The sequence below is a fragment of the Caryophanon latum genome, from assembly GCF_001700325.1.
Taxonomy (GTDB): domain Bacteria; phylum Bacillota; class Bacilli; order Bacillales_A; family Planococcaceae; genus Caryophanon; species Caryophanon latum.
This window is the reverse complement of record NZ_MATO01000006.1, coordinates 1-19,991: the sequence shown is the minus strand read 5'-3', so window position 1 is coordinate 19,991 and position 19,991 is coordinate 1. Positions and strand designations below refer to the sequence as shown.

7 protein-coding genes and 1 pseudogene are annotated in these 19,991 nt (G+C 40.1%); all 8 read right to left on the bottom strand.

What is annotated here, in order from left to right:
- Positions 1-350: 350 nt before the first annotated feature.
- On the bottom strand, positions 351-2,861 hold the full coding sequence (secA, locus tag A6K76_RS01610; protein ID WP_066461434.1) for a preprotein translocase subunit SecA: 2,511 nt from the start codon (positions 2,859-2,861) through the stop codon (positions 351-353).
- A 294-nt stretch (positions 2,862-3,155) separates the two neighbouring features.
- Complete coding sequence (locus A6K76_RS01605) at positions 3,156-4,706, bottom strand: transglutaminase domain-containing protein (protein ID WP_139108629.1); 1,551 nt, start codon at positions 4,704-4,706, stop codon at positions 3,156-3,158.
- A gap of 261 nt (positions 4,707-4,967) precedes the next feature.
- On the bottom strand, positions 4,968-6,695 hold the full coding sequence (locus A6K76_RS01600) for an S-layer homology domain-containing protein (protein WP_066461431.1): 1,728 nt from the start codon (positions 6,693-6,695) through the stop codon (positions 4,968-4,970).
- A 129-nt stretch (positions 6,696-6,824) separates the two neighbouring features.
- A complete protein-coding gene (gene hpf / locus A6K76_RS01595; RefSeq protein WP_066461430.1) occupies positions 6,825-7,385 on the bottom strand; it encodes a ribosome hibernation-promoting factor, HPF/YfiA family in 561 nt (186 codons plus the stop codon).
- A 201-nt stretch (positions 7,386-7,586) separates the two neighbouring features.
- Positions 7,587-8,747: an RNA-guided endonuclease InsQ/TnpB family protein gene (locus tag A6K76_RS01590; protein WP_066461428.1), complete on the bottom strand. Its 1,161-nt coding sequence runs from the start codon at positions 8,745-8,747 to the stop codon at positions 7,587-7,589.
- A 232-nt stretch (positions 8,748-8,979) separates the two neighbouring features.
- The gene (locus A6K76_RS01585) at positions 8,980-9,369 is read right to left on the bottom strand and encodes a PilZ domain-containing protein (protein ID WP_066461426.1); all 390 of its coding nucleotides are present in this window, start codon (positions 9,367-9,369) and stop codon (positions 8,980-8,982) included.
- A 153-nt stretch (positions 9,370-9,522) separates the two neighbouring features.
- Positions 9,523-9,933 (bottom strand): flagellar export chaperone FliS, encoded by a 411-nt coding sequence (gene fliS / locus A6K76_RS01580; RefSeq protein ID WP_245671934.1) that lies wholly within the window; start codon positions 9,931-9,933, stop codon positions 9,523-9,525.
- A gap of 191 nt (positions 9,934-10,124) precedes the next feature.
- Positions 10,125-19,991 (bottom strand): annotated as a pseudogene (locus tag A6K76_RS16705) (hypothetical protein); the annotation flags it as partial.

Below are 19,991 nucleotides of genomic sequence, written 5' to 3'. Positions count from 1 at the left end.
GTCAATTACTTGACGATGCCATTCGCTAATTAAACGCTGCGTCCATATTGCATAAAAAATAACCAGTTTGTTAATACGCTGTTTTTATAAAGCTGAATTAGTTGTTTTTAACAGCAAAAACGAAATCAATGCTGCATTTTCATGGCAGGAAGCGTTGCGGCGAGACTCCTTGGGGAAAAGCTCGTGCCTCAAGACCCCACAGACGCGAAGTATGAGCGTCGAGGAGGCTTGAGGAAGGTGGTGAACGCCACGTCCATGTGGCACCACCTTCAGAACAAACATCGTGTTCGCCCCCGAGCCCCAGCAAAGCGAGCCGCTATACGCGAACTGCCAGTTAAACGTGACAAAATTTACTGCTGTGTTGCGCCGTGGCAGTTTTTGAACTTTTTGCCTGATCCGCATGGGCAGTCGTCGTTACGTCCAACGATGACCTTTTTGCGAATTGGTGCGCGCTTTGGCTTTGAGCCTTCCTCTTTCGGGTTGACCGCTTGCCCTTTTACGACTTCTTCACGCTGTAGGTTGTTGCGAATTTCTGCCTTTAACGCATATTTCGCCACATCGTCTCGGATTGATTCGACCATTGCTTCAAACATCGCAAAACCTTCTTGTTGGTACTCGCGCAGTGGATCTGTTTGACCGTACGCACGTAAATGAATTCCTTGGCGTAGCTGATCCATCGCATCGATATGCTCCGTCCATTTGGAATCGATTGCACGAAGTAAAATAACTTTCTCAAACTCGCGCATACGCTCAGACGTCATTTCCTCTTCCTTCGCATCGTAGCGCTCAACAGCTCGCTCCGTCACTAAGTCAATAATTCCGTCCGCATCTAACGCTTCAAGCTCCTCAAGCGTAATGACACCTTCTTCTAGCACGTTTGCAGAAATGTAATCTTCTAACGCTTTTAAATTCCAGTCTTTACGCTCGCCTTGTAAATATGCCCCGACGTTTACATCGATTGATTCATGTAACATTTTCTCAACAAGCTCGCGCATATTTTCCGTCTCAAGCACTTCGTTACGCTCTGTGTAGATGACTTCACGTTGCTGGCGTAATACGTCGTCATACTGTAATAAACGTTTACGCGCATCGAAGTTGTTTCCTTCTACACGTTTTTGTGCAGATTCAACCGCACGTGATACCATTTTCGATTGAATTGGCTGCGTATCGTCCATGCCGAGCTTCGTCATCATGTTTTTCATATTATCTGAGCCGAAGCGACGCATTAATTCATCGTCTAATGCTAAGTAAAACTGCGTAATCCCTGGGTCGCCTTGACGCCCTGAACGACCACGAAGCTGATTATCAATACGACGTGATTCGTGACGCTCTGTACCGATTACTGCTAAACCACCGAGGTCTTGAACACCTTCACCAAGTTTAATGTCCGTACCACGACCTGCCATGTTCGTCGCAATTGTTACCGCACCTTTTTCACCAGCACCGGCAATAATTTCCGCTTCCTGCTCGTGATTTTTGGCGTTTAATACGTTATGTGGCACTTTCGCCTGCGTTAAATAGCGCGAAATAATTTCTGACGTTTCGATCGCAACCGTACCGACTAACACCGGCTGCCCGTTTTTATGACGTTCTACAATTTCTGCCGCTACCGCTTTAAACTTGCCGTCCATTGAAGCAAAAATTAAATCTGGACGGTCGTCACGCTGAATCGGACGGTTTGTCGGAATCGAAATTACTTGCATGTTGTAAATGTTGCGGAATTCCTCTTCTTCCGTTTTCGCCGTACCAGTCATCCCTGACAGCTTCTCGTACATACGGAAGTAGTTTTGGAACGTAATTGTCGCAAGCGTCATCGATTCGTTTTGAATTTCTAACGCTTCCTTCGCCTCAATTGCTTGGTGTAGCCCATCTGAGTAGCGACGACCTTTCATTAAACGACCTGTAAACTGGTCAACGATAACAATTTCGCCGTCTTGTACGACGTAATCCACGTCTAAATGCATCGATACGTGCGCCTTTAACGACTGGTTAATCGCGTGCAGTAAACGAACGTGCGCAAGATCATATAAGTTGTCGATGCCAAACGCGCGCTCTGCCTTCTCAATCCCTTTATCCGTTAAATTAACGCCCTTTGTCGATTCATCATACGTATAGTCGTCGTCTTTCTTTAAAATGCGCACGAAAGCATTTGACTGCTTATACAGCTGTGGTGAACGCCCTGCTTGCCCCGAAATAATTAACGGTGTACGCGCCTCATCAATTAAAATCGAATCGACCTCATCGATAACAGCGAAATGTAGCGGACGCTGCACACGCTCTTCCTTGTATAGCACCATGTTGTCACGTAAATAGTCAAACCCTAGCTCATTGTTCGTTGAAAACGTAATGTCACATGCATACGCTTCACGCTTTTCGTCTTTTGATAGCGAGTTTAAATTTAAGCCAACTGTTAAGCCTAACCAGTTGTATAGCTTGCCCATTTCCTCCGCATCACGCGCTGCTAAATATTCATTGACGGTAATAACGTGTACGCCTTTACCAGTTAACGCATTTAAGTAAACTGCCATCGTCGCCGTTAACGTTTTACCTTCACCGGTTTTCATTTCCGAAATATTTCCTTCGTCAAGCGATGCCGAACCCATAATTTGTACCGGATACGGGAACATGCCTAACACGCGCTTTGACGCTTCACGACATACCGCAAATGCCTCCGCACGCAGATCGCTTAAGCTCTCACCTTTTGCAAGGCGTTCCTTAAACTCCGCTGTTTTCGCCTGTAGTGCCTCATCAGATAAACTTTCCATTTGTCCTTTTAACGCGTCCACTTGATTGGCGAACTTTTCGAGCTTCTTCACCTCACGCTTATTCGGATCAAACACTTTATTTAAAATATTTAACATATATATGGTCACATCCTGTTTAGTCTCTATTTCCCATTTTACCATTTCCAGTACGACGCATGCAAATCAGCGCGTTAACTGTTTCGCATTCGCCTCGCTACATCAAGCATCTTAATGAGCGAGTCAATGAGCAGAAGCGTATGGCAGCTCGCTTACTGCCATTAACATGTCGCATTTATTTTCAAAATTGTTGCTAAAAACAATCGATGTCACCGTATACAAATGGCGCATTAACCGACTAGACACTGCGTAACAAAAAAGGAGCGCCCCGCATTCGGAGTCGCCCCTCATCTATTACATACGCGCTTCAAATTGCTCGAGCACGCGCACGCTCGTCATTAACTTGCGCTGCGTTGCGGGCACACGGTCTAACGCTAAACGCGCCATCGCTACTTGCTGCGTAAATTTCGCACTTTGCGGATCAATCGCTTCAATACGATTTGCTGCGACAATCGCTCGGCGCATTTTTCGCTCTACAACAAGGAGCTTTTTAACGTTCATCACGTTCAGCCGCTCCTCATAACTTAGCGCGTCATACGCCTCACGCACTGCGATGACGTCCTCTACCTTCGCACCGTGTAACGCATTAATTTGTGCAACGACGCGCTCTGCTTCTGAACGTTCAACAACCGTTTGAAACGTTTGTCGTAGCGCAGGCTGTGCAAGCTTCGTCGTCTTCATCGTACCGTTTGCGTCATATTGCAGCTCGTCACCACGCACGCGCACATTTGTGACCGGCACCGCATCGACCGTCGTCAGCTGCTTCGTATTCACATTGTACGCAGATAAAAAGCCGTTGTTCGATTCATTCGCAAAATAAATCGTGTCGCCATGCGCTGCTATATGCGCCGCACGCACTGTCGTTAAACGCTCCTTCACGCCTGTTTGTTTATTCATTTTATATAAGAAGCGGTCGTGCGTGCTGCTGTAATACACGTCATCGTCATGCTCGATGCCCATCGCGATATCGTGATACATCGCATAGCGCGTATCGGTCGCAACCGGATAGCGCGCTTCATCCCATGTATGATCTCGGCGCAGCTGCTCGTTCGTCACTAAAAAATAATTGTATTGAATGTTGTCACCTAAGTCACGTCCGTTGTAAAACAAATCGTTCCATGTTGTGTCCAACTGATACGATACCCCATTTAGCTGAACTGTATTCCACGCATGCAATTCGCCACCTGCATACCCAACGACGTAGCGCGATTCAATGCCCATTTCCTCAAACAAACGATACGCAAGCAACGCATACGCTTGGCACACCGCCTTTTGCTCAGTCAACAGCGCATACATATGGTGCGGCGTTGTCGTCGTATCACGCGAGTACGCCACATTCGTCACGATGTAATCATTCACCGCTTTCACTTTATCAAAATCCGTCATATTCGGATCTATCGTCAGCTCCGACGCAATTTCCTTCACGCGCTTCGTCACAAACTGCTCCTGCTCGATTGTACCGACATACGTCAACGTTAACGTTACATCACCTGCTGATGAATACGTATAACGCCACGTCGACAGCGTCCCATGAATGTAATCGTTCCCCGGCTTCATTAACGCTTCTTGCAGCGCGCCGTCAAACGATGCATTAAAATTATTTAAGCTTCCTGTATATTTAAACGTCACCTCTGAACGAAACTGACGCATTTCATCCATGACCACGTCCATTAACTCATTGTAATTACTGAACTCGCCAATAAATGGCACACTTTGCTCCGCTTGCGAAACGTGTACAAACGCTCCACTCGTCGTTGCAGCTAAAGCATCATGCTCCGCTACAACTATCATCATCGCGGCCACTGCCACCGACTGAATGAAAAACTTCCTACGCTTCCTTGCCAATTCGTACACACTCCTAAATACTATTTTCCAGTATCTTATTACAGAGCATGCATCGTCTCAACGTCTTTATTTGTACATATTTTGGCACTTTTTAAAAACGACATCATTTCGAGTTTTTTCATTGTATGAATCATCATTTTCGCGCAAAACTAATGATACAAAACATATACAAACATAGTACACACATTGACAGTTCTTCAATCATCTCACAATAAAAAAAACGGATTTGGCACACATTGACATGACCAAATCCGCAACTCATTATTTAATTGTTACTTCGTCTACAAAAGGATCCACATATAACTCATGTACAACGACACCATTTTGTTCCACATACACAGCTGTCGCTTCTCCAAATAGCTCATATACATTCCCAAAGCCTTTTAACGTAAAGCTACTTGTTGTCTCTACATTGACCGATACAATATCTCCGTGCATCGTTAACGTATCGACGTGAGCCGGCAAATACACATCTTGTAAATGTCCACCTGGTTGCACGGTAATCGACAGCGCTTCAGTTGACGTCAACGTTTCAAGTGAAGCATTTTCCGCAACAATTACTTGAGCAGCAGGTGCGTCAATCGTCACTTCATACGCAATCGCCTCGGTAAACGTAATCATTAATGACCCTTTACCCGTAATTGTCTCAAATTCTCCTGCTCCAACTGTATATACAGCGTTTGCGGGTGCTTGAATGTCGATCGTGTCATAGTAGTCCGCAAAGTTTTTAACATTCGCATATTTCGCTTCAATGACAATTGGAATGGGCTCCTCAAATAACGCACCATCTATTGTAATTGGTGACGCTGCACTTCCACTCGCTGTCACATGTAGCGCGTTTATCGCTGTCACGACGTCATCTTCCATCGACAGCGATACAATCGCACCGCTAAGCATAGCCGATTCATTAAAAATAGGTGCTAGCGCTTCTTCTACACCGAGCTTCACGACATCATTTTCATAACGGATGACTACTTCACTAGACGTTGAGCTAACAATTTCAACATTTTCCACATCTTCTAACTCAAATGTATACGTCGGTTCTTCATCTTCTTCATCTGAAACGATTGGCCCTTGCTCATTCGGAATTGTCGAATTGCCTCCTGTACTCGGTGGTGTCGTATTTTCACCAGCAGTTGGCGGAAGCGGCTCTTCGTCTATGTTTGGTGCTGTAACGTTCGGCTCTTCTGGCTTTGTTTCTGTTTCATCTGGCGCTGTTGGCTGCTCTGTATTTGTTTCTTGTTCTGGCGCTACTGGTTTCACGATGTCTGTATCCGTTTCGCTTTCTTGCTCTGGTGCTACCGGCTTCACAATCGGTGCATCACCAGTCGCGTCCGCCTCTTGCTCGACGTTCTCAATCGTTTGCAGCAGCTTCGCTAAAAACGATGCGAAATGTACACGTAATACCGCATTTTTCGGGTTGAACACGTCGACGTTTGAAATACCAAGCGCATTAAAAAGCTGAACCGCTTCCTTCGCTTCCTCTTTAACAGCTGCTAAATCTTTCACATTCCCCGTTAATCCGTTATCGTTCGCATACTTCGCTAAATCGACATCCTTCGCCAAACGCGTTAGCACAAGCACTAAATTTTCACGTGTTAACATACTTGCTGCGTTTAATTTACCGTCACTGCCGACAAACACCCCTTCATCGCACACAAGCGCCGCATATTGCAACAACTCGCGATCATTAATCGAAAGCGGCACGTCCGTAAAGCGCGCTTTCGTCTCCCAATTTGACGGCACTGCTTTTCCGGTCGCCTCTAAATAACGTCCGAGCATTTTTACCACTTGTCCACGCGTAATTTCCCGCGCTGGCGAAAATGTCGTGCTTGATGTCCCTTTAATCACTTGTCGATTTACTAAATCGTTAACAGCTTGCTGCGTCGTGTCATCGTAGCGTGCCATATCGGTAAATGACGATGCGCTATATGCAGGTGTCGCCGCAAGCATACTAGCCACCACTAAAAATGATGCTGTTTTTTTCACGTAAATTCCTCCAATAATTCGTTTTTCAAAATTGCCAGCTAACTTTGGCATACTGACCATTTATTATATCGACAAGCAACACATAAAAAAACAACCTATCAACTGAATGATAGATTGTCTTTTTCATCATTAATTTGTCTCAATTAACCCGTACTTACCATCTTTACGCTTATACACGATGTTCGTACCGTTCGTTTCTGCTTCTGTGTAAATGTAGAAGTCATGACCAAGCATGTTCATTTGAAGAATCGCTTCCTCTGTGTCCATTGGCTTTAAGTCGAACTGCTTCGTACGGACAATTGTGTATTCTTCCTCTGGTGCGTCTGCTGCTTGCGCCTCTTCCTCCGCTTGTGCTGCGAAGTATACGCCAACACCGCCGTCACGCTCGCGGAATTTACGATTTACTTTTGTTTTATGTTTACGAATTTGACGCTCTAATTTGTCAACGATTAAATCGATTGCCGCGTACATGTCAGCGTTGCGCTCTTCTGCACGTAACGTCACATTTTTCATTGGCACCGTTACTTCGATTTTCGTTTGTTTATCACTATATACTTTTAAATTAACATTCGCTGTTGCGTTAATGTCAGTTGTGAAAAAACGTTCAATTTTTTCGATTTTTGTTTCTACGTATTCTCGGATTGCTGGAGTCACGTCTACGTTTTCTCCACGGATATTAAAGTTTAGCATAAGCAAAATCCTGCCACTAAAAACATCATCAAATATATTCATTTGATAATGCTAGATTATTTCTTGCTTCTACGTGTTCCGCCTCGCCAATTGCTCGCTACTACAGTTTATATAACACTCCGCAAGCGTCAATTCCGATGTAGCCCACCGTACTCAATAAAAAGCCTTCTGTCAGCTACAATAAATACTATAAATCAGTACTTATGTAACTTTTGTTAATACTTTATATTTCGTTGCGTATTTCAAATTTAAACTAGCATTAAAATCTCGCTCAATCTCACTTTGGCAATGATCACATCTAAATATTCGCTCGGATAAGCTAAGTTTAACTTTTTTGATACCACAGTTAGAACAAAGCTTGGATGATGGATAAAAGCGACTTACCTGTCTAAGTTCAATACCATATTCATTACATTTATCTATTAGCCATTTTTTAAAATATCCAAAGCATTGTTCCTTTATAGACTTTGCAAGATAGCGGTTCTTCATCATGCCCTTAGTGTTTAAATCTTCAATTGTAATATACGCTGGTTTGGCTCTCACCAGTTCATTAACAACATATCGAATATATTCAATACGGATATTAGTTAATCTAGCATGCAGTTTTTGCAAGCGAATCACTTGCTTCTGCCTATTTTTAGTGCAGAATTCACCTCCCTTTTGTTTTTTATTTTGTTCATCTCTACGACTAAGCTTACGCTGTTGCCGTTTTAACTGTTTTTCTATTTTTTTAAATTTCAATGTCTTGTTAATATTTAAAAATACTTTATTATGGCTACACACCGCGAGATTTTTAATACCTAAATCTACCCCAATCCCCTCATATCTCATTAGGGATTTAGTTGACTGTTTCACCTCAAAAAGTACAGAAATATAATAACGATTTGCACATTGTGAAATTCTACAACTTATAACATTTAGGTTCGTTGGTATATAACCGTATTCTTTAAAACGTACCCAGCCAATAGTTGGCACTTTAATACGATGTCTTTCAACTATTAAATCAGTTGGGTTATTTTTAGGAAAATACGCTTTAACATATTGGTCTTTCTTTTTCTTAAAACGCGGAAAATTAGCCAACCCTTTAAAGAAATTTTTAAAGGCTCTGTCGCCATTCATAATAGCTTGCTTCACAGCTTTACTTGACACATCTTTAATCCATGCATCTTTTTCTTTTGTATATACATTATTAAGCCACTTAGAAAAGTCATAACCTGATAAATATTTCCCTGTTTCCTTATAAAAACTTTGCGCTGTTTTAATATACAAGTTATAAACATAACGACAAGTACCTATTGTTTGATTAACCTTTTGCTTTTGGGCCGGCGACAACATAATCTCTGTTTTGAAAGCTTTCTTCATCACATGCCTCCTGCAATGTTTGAATTTCTCCATATGACAGCGAAAAATAACAATAAATTAAGCACGAGGTGATGTTAATAACTACATGGGATAACTTTTTATACAAGTTGAATATGTTTAAGGAAAGTTATAAGCCTCCTTCGTTACGACTATAAATACTAATTCGATGCAGCCTGTAACAATCCCTTCTCATTTCGAAAAAATTTTTAACATCTTTTTTTCACAAGGCACGTTACGATCGGCGCTCACCAATTTTTAATTCTTTACGTCGGCGTGTTTTCAGCTCTGAAATAATTTTTTGTTCGTTTTCCTCTTGCGCATGGAAGTACAAACCGTATACAAATTCGTCACCGTTACGTCGCTTCCATACCATTTCACCGTACGACTGAATTTCAAGTGTATCTAGGCAATAAATGATGAAAAACTGAACATCCTCTGATAACTCGTCTTTAATATTAAATGCTGTGGAAATTTTCATTCCTTTTGGGCTAATGTCCAAAATTTCAGCTGGGATGTATGATGCTTGTGGTTCAATCGGCTCGCCATTTTTCATTAACCGAAAAGCTGCTTTTACTGGTTGTTCAAATGTAAATCGAAATCCTTCGTTACGTTTAAAAATCACGTAATCACCACCCTTATCAAACTGATACCACGTATATTATATACCTAGTATCAGTTCCATTAAAACACAAATAATCACCAAAATCTTCTAATTATTCATAATAGAGAAAAAAAGGACTTAACTCAAAAAAATGAGTTAAGTCCGCACGTTTTTTTACACTTCTACTTCGCTAGTACCCGAAAATTGTTGCTGGCGCGTAATTTTAATAACTTCCTTCCACGTATCGCGGAACTCTGTTACTAAACCTTCCACCTCTTCAATGATCGCAATGTCATTTTTTACATTCGCATCTGTTAAACGACGTGTCATGTAATCATATAACGGTAACATCTCTTTTGAAATTTCAATATCCATATTTAACGTTGACATTAGCTCGTAAATGATCGCTTGTGCACGTTGAATATTGTTGTTACGTTCCTCAATGTTTTTATCTTCAATCGCTTTCTTTGCTTTCGTTAAAAACTTTAAGCAGCCGTTATATAACATTAACGTTAATTCTCCAGGTGACGCTGTTGTTACACTATTTTGTTTATAAGTGTTAGATACCTCTTTTTGTGCTACCAAAAAAATACACTCCTTCATATGTCATTTTCATAAAACTATTTACACTTGAATCTTCATTTTTTTATAACTGCAACATATTTAAAATCTTACTTTGTTGCTTATTTACTATATCGACGAAAATTACCTGACTTATAGTATTAGATTAAGAAAAACACGTAACTTCCCTTAATGAAAAGTTACGTGTTTTGTCACTAATTTGTCGCTTTTATAAGCTTAAATACTGGTAAATCTGTACCTGAAACTTGTGTAATTTTTATTAGATTGCCTTCAAACACTAAATTGAATTCGTAATCGTCATAATTATACTCAGGAACCATTACTTGAACACCTGAAATCGATTGATCAGAGGCAGGTTTCATGATACGGAACTTCACTTCATTTACTTGGTCTACACCATTTCCAGCTGCTGCATAAGAACCAATTAAGAAGCTACCGTCCTCAATATCTATTGGTACATTCATATTAAATGTAAATGTAACTTGCTCTTTTCCACCAACTTCAAAACGCTCTTCCACATACTCAATCACGTTACCAGCATCAGATACCTCTGTCACTGTATAATCTGCATCTACTTGATATTCAATTGTACGCTTCATACCTGTTGATGATGTAAATGTAATCGATGTTTCACCCGCACCAACGAAGTAAACTGTATTATTGGCAACGCGAGCAACTGCACTATTGCTTACAGAAATAGTTGTTGCATTTAACGCCCATTCTGTTGCGTCTTTATCTAGCTTGTCTACTGCTTCGAATGCATATTTTCCATTTGCATCAACAACTGCTTTATACACAGTCACTTTTCCATCTGGATCTTTTGTTGATACGATAATTAGATCATCTTTTTCTGCATTACCATATACCGTTGTACCATCTAATTGGATTGTAGCTGGTGCTTCAATAATTTCTGCACTAATCGCTGGTGATGGTAATGAAACATGCTCTAAATTTGTTGCAGTTGCTTTATATTGATTCGCGTCAACTTTCACTTCGATTTCTTTGTACGTTACCACACCATCTTTTACAGATTTATAATTAGCAATGCCTTTTTTCGTAGCAACGTATTCTGTTACATCAATAACAGATGGCCCACTACCTAATAAAGTTAACGTTTCTGTTGAATCAACATTTGTAATCGCCACTTTAGTCGATGATTCAAAGCTATATACACCAGATGTATTTTTCACATTACTATTGTATAAGAAGCCTTTATTTTCATATGCAAACTTCCCTGCATTTGCATTTTCATCTGTACTTGCAGCTGTCGCATATAAAATTGAAATGTTTTTACTTGTATCTGTCATTGCCTTCACTGGTCCATGCACTTCTTGTGTGATTGCATCTAACTTCAATACATCGCGCACAGTCGTTGTAATTTCCCAAGTATCTGTACTTACATTTACATCTACAACTTTATACGTATCATTTTCACCTTTAATGACCATATATGATGTTCCTGAATTTGTTGCTGTAATTTGAAGTTGACCATTTTGCACTGTTGCTTTCGCTAATCCGTCAACACCTACAATTGTCGGCACAATGCCTAAATCTGTCGACGTTAATGTTTTTGAGAAAGGTGCTACTTCATAGCCGCTTACTACTTTTTCAGCATTTGCCATTTGCTCGACAAGTGTAACACCAGAAGTTGTCAGCTTATAAATAGCTTGCTCTGCACCATCACTCTTAATTGTGAAGTAGCTTGATTCATTACCACTACCTGGATATACAATTACTTCACCATTTTCTACTTTCACAATGCCGTTTGCAATTGTTCCTTCAAATGACTTTGGAACGAAGCCAAGCGTTGCAGCTGATATTACCGTTTTTACAATTTCGTATGCTACTGAATAGTTATTCGAATCATCTTTCGTCACAACTACTTTTACATATACTGTATTTGCTCCACTCGTAATCGCTAATAGCTCTGTACCTTCCTCTTGAGCTTTCACTTCTAATGTTTTGCCTACTGGATTTATTGTTAAATATTTTGAGCTCGGCGTTCCGCTAATATCACTTGCCAATACAGTACTTAAATCAATCGTAGTTGCCGACAACACATCAACTGTCATATCACCTTCAGCTGAAACCGTTACACGATATGTTGTTTTATTCACCCCAGTGCCTACATCAAATGTGGCTGTACCAACACCTATTGCAATTAATTCACCGTCATTTCCACGAACAACCGGATTGGTAGGAACAGTTGCCGCCGTTACACCTGGTACTGATTTTTTAATAATCGTTGGTGTATCAACCTTTAGCTTATTATTTTCACGCACCGCAACTACTTTATATAATGCATCACCGCTCACAGATGTATCTTTTACAAGCTCTACACCCTCTTGTAACGCATAAACTTCTTTACCTTCAAGTCGAATAACTGTCGCTACATTGCTAACTTTTGTTAATGCTGTTGCGTTTGTAATTGTTGATTTTGCAATATGATGTTCCTTAAATTTAGGCATATTATTTTCTGCATTTACATCAACATAGACAACCGTTTTCCCATCGATTAATAACTCCGCTTTACCAATACCAATTGCACTCACATAAATTTCTTGACCAATAACTTCTGCTTTGACGCTATTTGATCCCGTAATAGATGTTGTCACGATTGCTGTTGTATTACTTAGAGTTAAACCTAAATCTGCTGCCTTTAATACTAACTGCTCCTGTGCATCTGCTACTTCAATTGAATGTGTACCGTCTGCATTTTTCACTACTTCAACGTTACGTAACTTACCGTCAACAATAATTTGTGCTTCGCCTACTGCTTTTGCAGCTATTATTGTGTTTCCAATGATTCCGTTACTTCCTGTATCTACTTTAGATTCCACGTTTAAAATGTTACCTGCATTACCAACTAACGTTACTACACTATCTAAATCTTTTTTCACGTCTACTAGTTCAACTTCAAATTCATTCGTTGTCCCATTTCGCGTAACGATTGCATTCACAAATGAACCATTTGTTTTTGTAATCGTTGATGTGCCTACTTGTAATGCATACAGCTTGTTACCACGTACTTGAATTGAACTATTGCCAACATAGCCCGTTCCGTCCACTGTCGCAACTTTCGCCGTAACACCATCTACTTTTGAATTCACGTGGATAACCGCTTTATCAGCACCTGTTGTCACTAACACATCGGTATACCCTAATGATTTTGCAACAACGTATAGCTTAGCATTGTTCTGATATACATCTGCTATTGAACTATTACTTACTGTTAATGTCGTAGTAGCATCTGGCACTAAATCTAAATTTTCCATCGTACTTGTTAGCTTAAATGTAGCTGGTGTAATTGAATATAAATTCGTTTCTGTATTTTTGGTAATACGTAATTGAACTGCTTCTACACCATTTGCATACAGGACAACACCTTCTTTTGCTGCGTACATTTCACCATTATCTGTACGTGTCGTTGAAGCGTCACCTGTAATTACTTCTGTTAATGCTCCTGTATATTTCACAACCGTTGGAATCACTTTTCCATCTGCTACACGAATATTGATAATTGCTTTTGTCTCGCCACCTTGCTTCACTAGTAAGCTTGTTGTACCCGTTGCTTGTGCAGATAATGAAATCCCTGCATCCGTCACATTTGCTTGTACGTATGCTTCATCATAACCTTCTACAGTAATTGGCGCAGTATCTGTAGGTGTTAATCCTAAATCTGCAAACTTTACTGCATCAGCTGTACCGACAATTTCATGCGTAAGTGTACCGTCTGCTGCACGTGTAACTTTAATCGTAAGCTTCTTCGTACCTTCTGTTACAGTAATATTTGTCGTACCTGCTACTGTACCGTCACCTGCATAAACAATTAATTGCTCTGTGCCATCAATTGTTGCAACTTCCGCTTTTGCAATACCTTCATCTTCTGAATGGAATGTCGTGCCTGTTAACGTCAATCCGTATCCTGAAGGGTCTACTTTATTGAAATGACGCTCTGCTACTGTTAGCTTATATTGATCGTCTACTAGCGTTGTTGACGCTTCTACACGATAATTTGCTGTATAGAATGTTTTTGTAGCTGATTCTTCTAAAGCTGTTAGCACTTTATCATTTATATCAAATGACGTTTCTCCAGCTGGTAAAGTTAACAGCTCTTTTAACGTATACTGTACAACTTGCTGTGTTGCTTTGAACTGCTTCGTTGTAAAATCACGTGCGATTTGTACATTCACAAGACCAGTTGGACCCGTTAACGCTACGTTACCTTCTTTTAATAAGTAGAATTGATCACGTAATTCAAGCTTATCTGCACCAGCTGTAATTGTAGTACCGCCTGTCGTATTAGCTACTTGAGATACGTTATTTGTAATAACGCCATTTGATACAGCAATGTGATACAACGTCTTTTGAACACTCGCCCCTGTACCTGTTGTAATCAATAAGTCTGTATTACCATTCGTTGCTGTCGTGTAAATAATTAAGCTATCATCCGTTTTATCTGCAACGGTACCTTTATTGTCCTGCAAAACTTTTACAGCGTTTGTACCTGTAATGTCTGCAACCGTATATGTTCCTTCACCGATTGGCAATTCAATAAAGTTTACGACATCATCAACTGTGATTGTATATGCATTATCTGCCGATGCTACGGTTAATTTAACAATTTTACCATTCACTTTTACAACCGTTGTTCCTGTGCCAACTGCATATACAACATTATCTTCTACACGTACAATTGATGCGTCTGTGCCAACTGTCGTCCCGTCAGATGGAAGTGCATTTACTGTAGTCGCACCAATTGCTAGCTCTGCTGCTGTTTTCTTAATCGGCGTAATTGTCGCTTCTAGCTTATTACCTGTTTTCACAACTGTAATTTTCGCGAGTGCTTTTTCACCATCACTTACTAATGTTGCATACGTTGTACCAACAGAGAATAGATAAAGCTTCCCATCAGCATGAACATTTGCAATTGACGTATTATTTACAGTTGCAGTAATCGCTTTATCTGCAGCAAAACTATAATTTGCTGCTTCAAATGGCGTATCTTTACGTGCAATCGTTGGGGTGAAATCATCTGCCGTTACTGCTACATGAATAACTGTTTTTTGTCCATTGCCATCTGTTACAACAACATCTGTGTTGCCAACACCGACTTTATATAGCACAAGTCGGTCGTTAACTACCGTTGCACGTACAACGTTTTGTGCATAGCCCGATTCAATTTGAAGTGTATTCGTTAAACCTAAATCTGTTGCTCCATAAATTGTAGAAGCAATCGTTGATGGTGTTACAGTGTATGCTGTACCATTTTTTACAATCGTTAGTTGTTTAACACTTTCTACACCGCTAGCATCTTTTGAAATATATTCAAACGTGCCTGTTTCAAGTACATAAATGGTATTTTTATCATTATCGATGCGTGCATTCGTTTTTTCTTCGTGAATCGCTGTTACCGTTTCATCCTGTGCCAATTCTACTTTTAACGGTTCAACTGTTACTGTGTTATCTGTTGCTACAGTAATAACCACACGTACTTTCTTTGTACCATCTTGAATAACTGCAGATGTCGTACCAGTCGCTTGTCCTGTTACAATAAGTTGCTTCCCTTTTGCGATAATCGTCGCAATTGCTGCATCCGGCGCTTCAACAACCGTTAAGTTTCCGTCTAAATCAATCTCAGTATCATTGATTGTTACACCATTTGTTAAATCTTTATGCTCAATGCTATAAATACCATTGTCAATCGTTACATCATATTCAACAAGCTTGTCATTTGATAATTTAACAACTGTTTTCCCTAGCTTCGTCGCATATACATTTGAACCATGAATACGAACTGAATCACCTGTTACGATGCTTGCATTTGCAGGTGTTGTATCCTCTACAATTGCTGTTGCATCTGAATTTTCGGAACCAAGTACTTCCGATACAATAGTAGGGATAATTTCACGATGGCCTGCTGCATTTGTTGTTACTGGTGTGCTGACAATCGTTACACGTCCAGCATCATCTACAGCTTTATATGATGTTTCCCCATTTTGTAATACGAAGAATTGCACGCTCGTACCTACTTCTACTGTACGTGCGATATCTGCATTCGACCATGACTTCTCTTTAATATTTGTTAAACCTGTCGTCGATAAGTCAAGCACTGCTGATTTTTCCACAGTTGCTGTAAAGCCGTTTGTAGCGTGTTTCTCGATGTACACATACGCTGTGCCTTCTGGTCCTGTAACAGTGACAAGCCCTTTTGCTGGATTACCTGATTGCGTCGTTAACGTAATTTTATCTGTTGTTTTCTCAACAGTCGCAATGTCTTCATTTGAAGAAGTTGCTGTTTCAATAACCGTTAAACCTAAGTCTTTCGCTTCAAATACGGATTTTGTTACAACAATCGGCTCACTAAATTTATATAAGCCCGTTACATCATCTTTTACAACTGAAATACGGTAAAAGTCTGTTGCTGAACCTTCAATCGCTAGATCGACTGTCCCTTCACCAATAGCATATAACGTTTGACCTTCAATACGTACAACTGATTTACCTTGTGCGTCATTGGCAATAGTTGATGTAGCTGAATGTTTCACTACTTCTTTTGTTACTGTATATGGCTGACCTGCTGCTTTTGCTACTGTAATATTAACGAGTGCCTTTTTATTATCATCGCCATTAATAACAAACGCTGTCGTACCTGTCGCTGTACCGTAAACGAGTAATTCTGTATCACTCTTCACTACTGCGCGTGCATTTACAGATGATGCAGATGTTGTTGAAATTTCTGTCATACCAACATCAGCATTTGAAATAGTTGTTTTAGCAATTGTGTATTTCGGGTCTGTACCGTCAAATACACCATTTGTCACATTCACACTCACAATGGACTTTTTACCATCTGCATCAGTAACGATAAATTCTGTCATACCTGTTACATTTGGTGTTGCCGTCATACTTATGAGCTGATTGTTAATATTTTGTGCCGTTGCAGACGTTCCTTCGTTTGCCACTACACTTACGACATTTTGTAAATCTAATGTTGCCGCGTCAACAACAACTGTTGCGATTTCTGTCTCTTCCACTTTGTATTGACCATCAACTTGGCTCACTTTAATATCAGCTTGTTCACCATTCATTTTTACAATACGCTGCGTACCGAGACCTGTAGCATAAATTGTATCTCCTTGAATACGAATAATATCCTCTTTTAAATCACCTGTTGACGTTTTCGGTGCAATGACATTTGTACTGCTTCCAGCTGTAACAGCTGCTGCACTTATAACTGTTGCATCTGCTCCTGTTGTCGCGTTCACTAACGTTACTTTGCCATCTTCAGCGGTCACTTTGAACATTGCTTTGTCATTTGGCTTTGATGCAAAAATTTCTAACGTATCTGCACTTAATCGTGTATGCATTGTCGCATCTGATTTTGTTAGTTCAATCGTTTTTAATTGACCTAGTTGCAATGCTGCAACATCTAAAGTTGTTGTCGCAATAACTAGATCAGCTACTGTGTAAGTTGATGCTGGTACTTTTACTGCTGTTGACTTTCCACCTGCTGTAATTACATGTGTTTCCTCTGTTGTTGCTGCTTTTAATGGATAGAAATAGAATGAATCTCCAACAACAATATAACCTGTTTGCGCGCCAAATTTGTTCGTTACATCACCAGTAAGGTTTAACTGATTTTTTGTAACTGATTTTGGCGTGATGTCCTTTTTAAGAAGGTTATTAGATTCCACAATATAACTGTTAAAGATACCTACTACACCTGACGTACCTGGTGTGTAGACAATGTTATTTACATTTACAGTTTTCGGTAAAATATATGTTTTACCTGCATCTGTTTTTAAGCGCGCATCGCTGTTTAATAATTGTGCATTTGCCGCGACTTCTTCTTTTAAAACTGTATGTGTTACTGTTTTGTCCGCTGCTACATCAAGCTTTAATAACGTTACATCGCCTACTGCATCCGTAAACGTTACAATTATCGTTCCTTGCGCTTTACCATTTACTAAAATATTCGATCCTTCTACAATCGCTGTTGCCGTTGCGTTTCCACTACTGTCAGGTGTCGTTACAGATGCACCTAATAATAACTCACTTAGCGGAATTGTTTTGTTGTACGTTACTGCGTTATTTTGCTCCGTTTGTGCAATTACTTCTTCGATTGTTTTTAAATCACCATTTATAAGCTTATCAGCAATCGTTTCAATGAAAATACTGTCATAGTTCTTGCCTTCAATACCGACTACTTGTGTTAAATACGAACGTAATACATCCATATCGCCTTCTGTTTTAGCTTTTTGTGCTAAATCTTTTAGTACGTCAATACGTTTTGCTTTTTGAGCAGTTGGAATTGTATCGTAAACGTACTCATTTGTCACCACAACTACATTCGCTAAGCTAGCAATATCTTTTAACGGTACTTTTAAAATATGCGCGCTATTTGTTTGTGCTGTAATTGAGAAGTCACGTGAATCAAAGTTTTCAAAATAAAATGCTTCTGTATATACTTTGTAATTTGATGATGAGCCGCCATGAGAATATAACGAAATATACTTTAAGCGATCTTGTAATAACGCCGTATCTTGCGTTGTTACATTTAGTTTTAATACACCATTACTTTTATCCACATCTAACACTTTAATGATTGGTCTTGTCACCGGATCCGTGCTTACTTGTCCTTGAAGCGCACCTGTTTCATTGTAAATGCCGATTAACGTCGTTTCTGCATCGACATACATACCAGTGTTTTGATTATATGCTTTTAACGTCGTTGTATCTGTTTGTGCAGGTGCTGTTGTTATTCCTGTGTACTGTACGTAATACGCTTTTTCTGGCGCATTCACAATTGTATATTTCCCTAAAGCTGTTGTTGGTGCAATTGTAAATTGTGGTGTATTTTGTTTAATGTATTCATTTCCTGAAATCACCGTTTTTGTAATTGAAGAAGCAAATTCAACCATTGCACCATTTTCTGCTGTTACGGTTAAAGCGCTAATTGAACCATGGCCTTGAATGATCATATCTTGCGCTAAATGTAGTGTTACTTCTCCAGCACTTAATGGTTTTTCTACAGTACCTAACGTTAAAATAGAAACGCCATTTGCTACCGTTAAATGTCCTACTTCATTCACGACAAGCGTTGCATCATTTGCTTGCACATCGATTTTAGAAATAGATTGACCATCTTGCTTATCAATAACAACATCTTCACGCTTAATCGTTACATTTTTCGCCTCTGTACCAGTTAAATTAATCAATACGTTAGTTGTAGCTGCCACTGTCATAAACATTCTCGCACGGCTAGCTTGAACTTGCATCGGTGCACTAATTGTTAACGATTCAATTGTTGAATTCGGTAAAGCAACAGATTGATTTGTTTCAAGTATTAATTCTCCTGTCACTTGTAAACCATCCACTGAAGTTACACCTGTAATTAACGCATCTCCAACAATCGTATTACTAAACTCAATGTCACCATAGCTTTGTACAATTAATGTGTTCGCTTGTAAACCATCAATTTGTTGCGTACCGTAAAACGTTACTTGATCTAAAGAAGTACCTTCATTAAATGTTACAGCGCCTGGAACACTCACATATACAGGTGCATCACTTACTAGGTTTTGAATAATTACATCGCTATCAGACGTAATGTTAACTGGCACATCTGCACTAATGTTCTCAAAGTTTAACGGCTGTGTTGGAGCTAGTACTTCGATTGCTACGTCGACTAATACCGCTTCGCCATCTTCATTTAACTCAAGTGTTAATGAAACCTTTTGTTCATCATCTGACAGTTGTTGTAACGTCTGTAATGCCGCTAGCGTTTCTGCTTCAACAGGGTGTGACTGCTCCCCAATTAATACTTGTTTATCTTCTGAAATCGCTGGAACGGAATCAAATTGTTGAGTCGTTACTTCCGGCTCTTGGTCTGCTTCACTTGGTTGCTCTGGCTCATTGCCTGGTTCGGTTCCGCCTTCACCTGGTTGCTCCAGCTCATTTCCTGGTTCGTTTCCGCCTTCACCTGGTTGCTCCGGTTCGTTGCCTGGTTCGGTTCCGCCTTCACCTGGTTGCTCCAGCTCATTTCCTGGTTCGTTTCC